Below are 8845 nucleotides of genomic sequence, written 5' to 3'. Positions count from 1 at the left end.
AAAGACTGCGAGGCGGTCACGAACTCCCGCAGCGGATGCCGCGCCAGCACCGCATCCACCTCCGGCGTCAACGCACCCGCCAATCGGGTGGCGACCGGCAGCGAGTCGTCGCGCAGCACCGCCACCGCCGCCAGCACGGCGTCCCGGCCCGGACCTTCGGGCACCCCGGCGGCCAGCCGTTCGTGCAGGTCGCCGCCCTCTTCCAGGACCAGACCGGTGTCGATGCCCGCCGGGATCTTGATCCGGGCGATCCGCCGCCAGGTGGTCACGGGGTCGCTCCAGGCCTCGACCCGGAACGTCCAGCGGCCCTCGGAGAGGGGGGTGACGTCGGCGCCCCAGCGGTCGGAGCCGGGCCACAGCTCCCGCATGGGTGTCCATGGGCCGTGCTGGCCCTCGGGGCCGGTCAGGACGACATTGGCCGCGACCGCGTCATGGCCTTCGCGGAACACGGTCGCGGTGACCTGGAACGTCTCGCCCGCGACCGCCTTGGCCGGGAACCTTCCGCACTCCACCGCCGGCTGGACGTCCCGTACCGGAATGCGGCCGATGGCCGGAATCGAGCTCATGGATCTCACCTCCACCGTGCTGGAAAACCGGGCCAGTCGGCCCGGTCGGGGTAGTGAACTGCGCCGGAAGGATCGCCTCCCGCTCGTGTGCGCCGCGGGGGTCACCGGTCCCCGGCCAGACGCCGCTGCACCTCCGGAGGACCGCGGCGCGCCGCGACATCGGGTTGGGACCTCTCGTCCTGTTCCCGGAGATAGGTGCCGAGGGTCGACCGCAGATACCGTTCGGCGGCGTCCGCCGCCTCGCGGGCACAGCGTTTGCCCATCAGGACGCACAGGGTGTAACCCGAGTCCTCGAAGGTGGCCCGCACCGCGCGGTCGGCGGGGGACGCGAGCATGACGCGTTCCCACGCCCGGTACCGCCGCAATTGCCGGGCCACCTCGGCCTTGGCAGGTAGCAGCATGACGCCCTTCACTTTCCGGGGCTCGATCGCGCGTCTCCCGACCGTCGGGCGGCGCCCGCGCGTGAGCACGCGCGGATCCGTTACGGGCATCGAGGTCTTCACACATGGTGCACGGACGACGACTCAGCGTCTTGTTGGATCTTCAACTACCACCTAGGGTCCATCGATCACCGCGAGGCCGCTCGTGTTGCACGAATGGCGTAGTGCTCCCACTCTTGAGGTGACTCAGAAGCGAACACCGCTCACGCTGTGCATACGGGGCTCGTCCCGCAGGGGCGAGGACGGCGGGAGCCTCGCGGGTGAGGAGCCAACGAAATGAAGACCGCAGCGCCCTGTTACTACCACCTCGACGTGGAGGTCAGCCCGGAGCGGGTCGGGCAGGTCCGGCGCATTCTCGCCGCACACCTGCGGCTCTGGGACCTCGAGACACTGGTCGAGCCCGTGTGCGGCGCGGCCGAGCTGCTGCTGCAGGCCATCGACCGGCACGCCAGGGACAAGAGCACGTCGATCGAGATGTGGTGGAACGGGCAGCATCTGATCACCGCCGTGGGGGAGAACGACAGCGAACTGCGTCCTGACCAGGACCTGCGCGGCTGCCTCCGGCGGATCGCCGCGATGAGCGACGGCTGGGGCTGCTGTGCCACGGCCACCGGCAGCAAGGTCATCTGGTTCTCGCAGCGGGCCAGGGCCGGCGAGCGCGTGCCGCTGGTGCCCGTGCCGCCCGAGCCGCAGCTGCGCGAGGTGCTCCAGGTGCCCCGCGAGACGCGGGCCGCGGTGCTGTCCGGCTGTGTACGCGAGTCGGACGGCGTCCTGGAGGATGCCCGGTGACGGCGAAGCGACGCCACACGGAAGGGGTGCCCGTCAGGAGCGGGCACCCCTACCCGTTGGGTGCCTCCTTCGACGGGAAGGGCACCAACTTCGCCCTCTTCAGCGAGGTCGCCGAGCAGGTCGAACTCGTCCTCGTCGACGACGAGGGCGGCGAGCGGCGCATCCCGGTGACGGAGGTCGACGGCTTCGTCTGGCACTGCTATCTGCCGGGCGTGCGGCCCGGACAGCGCTACGGCTACCGGGTGCACGGCCCCTGGCACCCCGACCTCGGCCACCGCTGCAATCCGAAGAAGCTGCTCCTCGACCCGTACACCCGCGCGGTGGACGGCCAGGTGGACAACCACGCCTCGCTCTTCGAGCGGTCACCGAACGGGCCCTCCCGCTCCGACAGCGCCGGGCACACCATGCTCGGCGTCGTCACCGATCCCGCCTTCGACTGGGGCGACGACGGGCCGCCGATGCGGCCGTACGCGGAGAGCGTCATCTACGAGGCCCACGTACGAGGCCTGACCCGCACCCATCCCGACGTCCCGCCCCGGCTGCGCGGCACCTACGCCGGCCTCGCGCACCCCGCGGTCCTGGAGCATCTGACCGGACTCGGCGTGACGGCGGTCGAGCTGATGCCGGTGCACCAGTTCGTGCAGGACGGCGTGTTGCAGGGCCGCGGTCTGAGCAACTACTGGGGCTACAACACGATCGGCTTCTTCGCCCCGCACAACGCCTACGCGGCCCGGGGCACCCGCGGCCGGCAGGTCGAGGAGTTCAAGTCGATGGTCAAGGCGCTGCACGCGGCCGGGCTCGAAGTGATCCTCGACGTCGTCTACAACCACACGGCCGAGGGCAGCGAGAAGGGCCCCACGCTCTCCTTCCGCGGCATCGACAACGCCTCCTACTACCGCCTGGTGGACGGCGACTGGAAGCACTACTACGACACCACCGGCACCGGCAACAGCCTGCTGATGCGGCACCCCTACGTCCTGCAGCTGATCATGGACTCGCTGCGGTACTGGGTGACCGAGATGCATGTCGACGGCTTCCGTTTCGACCTCGCGGCCACGCTGGCACGGCAGTTCCACGAGGTGGACCGGCTGTCGGCGTTCTTCGACCTGATCCAGCAGGACCCGGTGATCAGCAGGGTCAAGCTGATCGCGGAGCCGTGGGACGTGGGGGAGGGCGGCTACCAGGTGGGCAACTTCCCGCAGCTGTGGTCGGAGTGGAACGGCAAGTACCGCGACGCCGTACGGGACTTCTGGCGCGCCGAGCAGCACACGCTGGGCGAGTTCGCCTCCCGGCTGACCGGCTCCGCCGACCTCTACCAGCACAGCCGGCGCCGCCCCCGCGCCAGCGTCAACTTCGTCACCGCGCACGACGGGTTCACGCTGCGCGACCTGGTGTCGTACAACGACAAGCACAACGAGGCCAACGGCGAGGGCAACCGGGACGGCGAGAGCGACAACCGGTCCTGGAACTGCGGCGTCGAGGGCGACACGGACGACCCCGCCGTGCTGGAACTGCGCGCCCGCCAGCAGCGCAACTTCCTGGCCACCCTGCTGCTGTCGCAGGGCATCCCGATGCTGAGCCACGGCGACGAACTCGGACGCACCCAGGGCGGCAACAACAACGCCTACTGCCAGGACAGCGAAGTCTCCTGGATCGACTGGCGGTTGACCGAGGAGCAGCGTGAACTCGCGGACTTCGTACGGCACGTGATCGCACTGCGGGCCGCGCACCCCGTGCTGCGCCGCCGCCGGTTCTTCCGCGGCGAGACCCCGACGCACGCGGACCAGCCCCTGCCCGACCTGATGTGGCTGGCGCCGGACGCTCGGGAGATGACGGAGGAGGACTGGCAGCGCCCGGACGCGCACTCCGTCGCCGTCTTCCTCAACGGCGACGCGATCGCCGAACCCGACCCGGACGGCCGGCGGGTGGTGGACGACTCGTTCCTGCTGCTGCTCAACAGCTACTGGGAGCCGGTGGAGTTCCGGCTGCCGGACGTCACCTACGGGGAGCGCTGGACGACCCTGATCGACACCGCCGAACCCCAGGGACCTCCGGACGAGTCCGAGCACAAGGCGAACGGCACGGTCGTGGTCGAGCGCCGCAGCCTCGTGCTCCTGTCCCGCCCCTCCGCCGCGATGTCGCGGGGCACGCGGGGCACACGGGGCCGCGGGGGCGGTGGGGCGAAGCGCTAGCGTTCGCGGTGCGAGGTCACCGTGAACTGCGCGCCGTCGGCGTCGCGCAGGACGGCCTCGTCGCTGCCCTTGGTGAGGACGCTGCCGCCGAGCAGTTCGGCCGCGCGCACGCAGGCCGCGACGTCCTCGACCACGAAGTGGATCTGCCAGTGGGGCCGGATGGTGGGGTCCGGGGCCGCGCCCAGAGCCCCGGACTCGATGCGCGCCACGACGGAGCCCTGACTGCGCAGGACGACCTCGCCGCCCTCGTAGCGGACCTCGCAGGAGCCGGGCCGTCCGGACGCCCAGTCCAGCACCTCGCCGTAGAAGATCGCGGCGTCGAAGGCGTCGCGGGTGTGCAGCCTGATGAAGGTCGGGGCCGCCAGGCGCCACTTCTCCCAGTCCGCGACGAGCAAGCCCTCCCAGATGCCGAAGGTCGCGCCGTCCCGGTCGGCCAGCAGCGCGGCCCGTCCGGGCGGGAAGGAGATCGGGCCGACCGCGGCCGTCCCGCCCCGTTCCTGTGCCCGTGACACCGCTTCGTCCGCACTGGCCACGGCGAAGTACGGCGTCCACGCCACCGCCACCTGCCACATGGAGGCGACACCCGCGATCCCGGCCACGGGCGTTCCGTCGACCAGCGCCATCCGGAAGCGGTCGCCGAGTTTGGCGGAGCGCCATTCCCAGCCGAGTACGGCCTCGTAGAACTTCTCGGTGGCGTCGACGTCACGGCTGGTCAGACTCACCCAGCAGGGCGCCCCGGAAACGGAGCGCGAGGAGACGACGCGGGTCGTCGCGCGAGGGCTGGAGAAATCGTGGTTCATGGCAGTCGCGTCCTGGTCTCGTCCTCCGGCGGCCACCGGTCTCGTACCAGTGTCCGGCCGGAACCGCTCCGGGCGCCTGCCGAGTACCCCTCGCATGCGGCCGAAACGGTGCCCCGGCCGGGACCCGGGCGATGCGCCGGGGAACGAGCATGCTCAGCCGTTCTCCGTCAGCAGCTCCTCACGCAGCTGGGCGAAACAGCCGCTGAGCAGGCGGGAGACATGCATCTGGGAGATGCCGAGCTGCTGCGCTATCCGGCTCTGCGTCATGCCCCGGAAGAAGCGGAGGTACAGGATGGTGCGCTCGCGTTCGGGCAGCGCCCGGATGCAGGGCCCGACCGCGACCCGGTCGACGACGACGTCGTAGGCCGGATCGGAGCCACCGATCGCGTCGGTGAGGGAGTAGCCGTCGGAGCCGGGCATCTCGGCGTCGAGCGACAGCGCGGAGAAGCACTCGAGCGCCTCCATGCCCGCGCGCACCTCGCTCTCGCTGAGCTGCGCGTGCCGGGCGATCTCGCGGACGGTGGGTCCGCGCCCCGGGGTCGTCTGGGACAGCTCCTTGGCGGACTGGCGCACCCTGTTGCGCAGGTCCTGCACGCGGCGCGGCACATGCAGCGTCCACATGTGGTCGCGGAAGTGCCGTTTGATCTCGCCGGTGACGGTCGGCACGGCGTACGCCTCGAAGGCGTGGCCGCGGGCCGGGTCGTAGTGGTCGACGGCCTTGACCAGACCGAGGGCCGCCACCTGGTAGAGGTCCTCGAGGGATTCTCCGCGCCCCTTGAAGCGGACGGCGATCCGCTCGGCCATGGGCAGCCAGGCCTCGACCAGCTCGTCCCTGAGCCTTCTGCGCTGCGGACCCTCGGGCAGCCGCGCCAGCCGCAAAAAGGCCTCGGCGGTGTCGGGGGCGTCGTCGTGCGGGTGGGGGTTGGTTCTGCCGCTGGTGACCGGCATGGTGCGCACCTCCCAGAGGCGGTGCCGGGGACAGTCACCATGGGAGACACGGACCCGGACACAGGGGGACGTCCGGGAAGGCATCGGTTCCCACGGACGTGCCTCCTGTTCCGAAGCACGTACTCCACATGCCCGGAGTCGCTCCTTTCACACTAAAGCGGACACCGGGATGGTGCTCGTCGGAGGCTTGACCGTCCCTTGGGTTAGTTACCTCTGCTACAGAGGTAATCTCCAAGGGTGGAACCCGACCCCTTCCCGGACGAGCTGATCGACGCCCTCACCGGTGTCCACCGGCTGCTCCGGCGCCGACTGCGCCCTCAGATCACCCCGCAACTGCGCGGTGCCGAGGTCGAACTGCTGCGCCTGGTCGTGGGCCGGCCGGGCATCGGGATCTCGGACGCCGCCAAGGAGCTGCACCTGGCCGGGAACTCCGTCTCGACGCTGGTCAACCAGTTGTCGCGGCAGGGCTATCTGTCGCGCGAGACCGACCCGGCCGACCGGCGGGCCGCCCGGCTGATGCCGACCCCCGCGGCCGAGGCCCGGATCGACGAGTGGCGCAGACGCCGCTCGGAACTCGTGCGGGGAGGCCTGTCCCGGCTCGACGACAAGGACCGCGAGGCGCTGGGCGTGGCGATCCCGGCCCTGCGCAAGCTGGCCGACAACCTGCACGAGGAGGCCGATCAGGCATGACACGGGACATCGACGCCGCGGAGCCCGAGGCCGTGACCTGCACGGGCCTCGCCTACTTCTTCGGCGAGACGAAAGCCGTCGACGGACTCGACCTCTCGGTGCACAGGGGCGAGGTCTTCGGACTCCTCGGCCCGAACGGCGCCGGGAAGACGACCGCGATCCGCTGCATCACCACGCTGCTGCCGGTACCGGCCGGGATGGTCCGCGTCTTCGGCAGTGACGCGGCCAAGGACCGCATGGGCGTACGGCGCCTGCTGGGCTATGTGCCGCAGCAGCTGTCCGCCGACGCCGGCCTCACCGGCCGGGAGAACGTCACGCTGTTCGCCCGGGTCTTCGACGTCTCCCGCCGCGAGCGGGCCGAGCGCGTCGGCCAGGCGCTGGCCGCCGTCGACCTCACCGACGCCGCCGACCGGCTCGCCAAGACCTACTCCGGCGGCATGATCCGCCGCCTCGAACTCGCCCAGGCGCTGGTCAGCGCACCCCGCCTGCTGATCCTCGACGAGCCGACGATCGGCCTCGACCCGATCGCCCGCACCGGCGTGTGGGAGCACATCAACGCCGTCCGGGCGGCCACCGGCATGACCGTGCTCGTGACCACCCACTACATGGACGAGGCCGACCAGTACTGCGACCGGGTCGGCCTGATGCACCGCGGCCGCGTGCGGGCCCTCGGCACCCCCACCGAACTGAGGCAGGGGCTCGGTGAACGCCGGCGCGCCGAAGGCGCCCCGGCCTCGGCCCCGCTGCCCACGCTGGAGGACGTCTTCCGGGACGTGGCGGGCAGCGGTCTCGACGACAAGTCAGGAGATTTCCGCGATGTCCGAAGCACCCGCCGTACTGCCAACCGCGTCGGCTGAGCGCGTCGAAGGCATCGATCTGCTGCTGCGGCCGCCCCGGCCTCGCGCGGGCTGGCGGCTGCTGCCCGCCCGCGTCGGCGCGATGTGCACCGTCGAGCTGCAGAAGCTGCGCCACGACCGCACCGAGGTCTACACGCGGGCCATCCAGCCCGCCCTGTGGCTGCTGATCTTCGGTCAGACCTTCACCCGGATCCGCGCGATACCCACCGGTGGCATCCCCTACATCGACTACATGGCGCCCGGCATCATCGCCCAGTCCGCGATGTTCATCGCCATCTTCTACGGCATCCAGATCATCTGGGAGCGCGACGCCGGCATCCTCAACAAGCTGCTGGTCACGCCGACTCCACGCTCGGCCCTGATCACCGGCAAGGCCTTCGCGGCCGGAGTGAAGTCGCTGATCCAGGCCCTGGTCGTGGTCGTCATCGCCGCTCTGCTCGGCGTCGCACTGACCTGGAACCCGCTGAAACTGCTCGGCGTCCTCGGGACCGTCGTCCTCGGCTCCGTCTTCTTCTCCTGCCTGTCGATGACCATCGCCGGCATCGTCATCAGCCGCGACCGCCTCATGGGCATCGGACAGGCCATCACCATGCCGCTGTTCTTCGGCTCCAACGCCCTGTACCCGATCTCCGTCATGCCCGGCTGGCTGCAGGCCGTCAGCAAGGTCAACCCGCTGAGCTACGAGGTGGACGCGCTGCGCGGGCTGCTGATCGGCGCGCACGCGCACGTGGCGCTCGACTTCGCGGTGCTCCTCGTGGCCGCCCTCCTCGGCATCACCGCGGCCTCCTCCCTCCTCGGCCGGCTGGCCCGCTGATCGAGCGCCCCGGAACGTGATGTGCCACACGCACACATGCACGCCCGTACGGCCAGTTCGGACCGTTCTTCCTGCGCACGGCTTGATCAGTGATCAAAGGGGGTGAATGCGCTGGCCACAGCGCATTCTGCTCATTTGACAGTGCACTGAGCGCACAGATAGGAAGCAGCTCTCTGAGGTCGAAGAGGTGGATTGTGTACGAGCCGAACGTGGTCGGGGACTGGCAGGAGTACGACGAGCACGACGGCCTGCGTGTCCGCGTCCACCGGTTGGAGGCGTCCGAGCCGCCGCGCGGACGGGACGACGCGGCCGAGGGGCTCACGTACTTCAGCGTCCGCGTGACCGTCGAGAACCGCGGCAACCGGCACACCACCGTGCACCTCGAGGACGGCCAGATCGACGTACGGATCGGGCCCGACGGCGAGGCCGCGTTCATCGACTGGCGCAACTCGCAGTTCATCGAGGGCTTCGACGTCTACCCGCTGCGCCGGGCCACCGCCGTGCTCTACGCGGCCGGTCCGGAGGCCTCGCTGAGCCAGATCGACGTCCAGGTGCAGCTGCGGGCCGACGACGAATGGGCCGAGCGCAGGCTGTGGGCGGGCGGCATCGGACTGCACGAGGAGCCCGTTCCCCACACCGGCGGAGTGCGGGACCGCCTGGCGCACCAGGTCAGCGAGTTCCTGCGGGACCAGGCGGAGGAGGGCACCGCCTGAGCCGGATCCGGCTCGCCGCCGCGTCGCGCCCGCGAG

Annotated in this window: 10 protein-coding genes; 6 read left to right on the top strand and 4 right to left on the bottom strand. The window is 70.6% G+C overall.

Annotated elements, in window-relative coordinates; all coding sequences use genetic code 11:
- A partial coding sequence (locus tag JYK17_RS07210) for a maltotransferase domain-containing protein (RefSeq protein ID WP_222810045.1) occupies nt 1-566 on the bottom strand: 566 nt, incomplete at its 3' end.
- A 101-nt stretch (nt 567-667) separates the two neighbouring features.
- A complete protein-coding gene (locus tag JYK17_RS07205) occupies nt 668-967 on the bottom strand; it encodes a DUF5133 domain-containing protein (protein ID WP_108015805.1) in 300 nt (99 codons plus the stop codon).
- Between the two features lie 315 nt (nt 968-1282).
- On the opposite strand from JYK17_RS07205, the gene JYK17_RS07200 reads away from it, so the two are divergent.
- Nucleotides 1283-1795: a pep a2 gene (locus JYK17_RS07200; RefSeq protein ID WP_108015804.1), complete on the top strand. Its 513-nt coding sequence runs from the start codon at nt 1283-1285 to the stop codon at nt 1793-1795.
- Nucleotides 1792-3987, top strand: a complete 2196-nt coding sequence (gene glgX, locus JYK17_RS07195) for a glycogen debranching protein GlgX (protein WP_222810044.1) — start codon at nt 1792-1794, stop codon at nt 3985-3987. Before JYK17_RS07200 ends, glgX begins: the two co-directional genes overlap by 4 nt.
- Here the strand turns inward: glgX and JYK17_RS07190 are convergent.
- Both JYK17_RS07190 and JYK17_RS07185 read right to left on the bottom strand, forming a co-directional pair.
- On the bottom strand, nt 3984-4787 hold the full coding sequence (locus JYK17_RS07190; protein ID WP_181362663.1) for a VOC family protein: 804 nt from the start codon (nt 4785-4787) through the stop codon (nt 3984-3986). The genes glgX and JYK17_RS07190 overlap by 4 nt on opposite strands.
- 153 nt (nt 4788-4940) lie before the next feature.
- Entirely contained in the window at nt 4941-5735 is a 795-nt protein-coding gene (locus JYK17_RS07185; protein ID WP_108015801.1) for an RNA polymerase sigma factor SigF, read from the bottom strand.
- Between the two features lie 237 nt (nt 5736-5972).
- On the opposite strand from JYK17_RS07185, the gene JYK17_RS07180 reads away from it, so the two are divergent.
- The 4 genes from JYK17_RS07180 (at nt 5973) to JYK17_RS07165 (ending at nt 8809) form a co-directional block, all read left to right on the top strand.
- Entirely contained in the window at nt 5973-6425 is a 453-nt protein-coding gene (locus tag JYK17_RS07180) for a MarR family winged helix-turn-helix transcriptional regulator (protein ID WP_222810043.1), read from the top strand.
- Nucleotides 6422-7282 carry an ABC transporter ATP-binding protein gene (locus tag JYK17_RS07175; protein WP_222810042.1) on the top strand — a complete coding sequence of 287 codons (861 nt, stop codon included), beginning with the start codon at nt 6422-6424 and terminating at the stop codon, nt 7280-7282. Before JYK17_RS07180 ends, JYK17_RS07175 begins: the two co-directional genes overlap by 4 nt.
- Entirely contained in the window at nt 7242-8096 is an 855-nt protein-coding gene (locus JYK17_RS07170) for an ABC transporter permease (RefSeq protein WP_108015798.1), read from the top strand. Before JYK17_RS07175 ends, JYK17_RS07170 begins: the two co-directional genes overlap by 41 nt.
- Before the next feature lie 194 nt (nt 8097-8290).
- On the top strand, nt 8291-8809 hold the full coding sequence (locus JYK17_RS07165) for a hypothetical protein (RefSeq protein ID WP_108015797.1): 519 nt from the start codon (nt 8291-8293) through the stop codon (nt 8807-8809).
- The last annotated feature ends 36 nt before the right edge of the window (nt 8810-8845 follow it).

It is taken from the genome of Streptomyces plumbidurans, from assembly GCF_019857225.1.
Taxonomy (GTDB): Bacteria; Actinomycetota; Actinomycetes; order Streptomycetales; family Streptomycetaceae; genus Streptomyces; species Streptomyces plumbidurans.
Note: the sequence above shows the minus strand (reverse complement) of the source record. Positions and strands in the feature narration are given on the sequence as shown.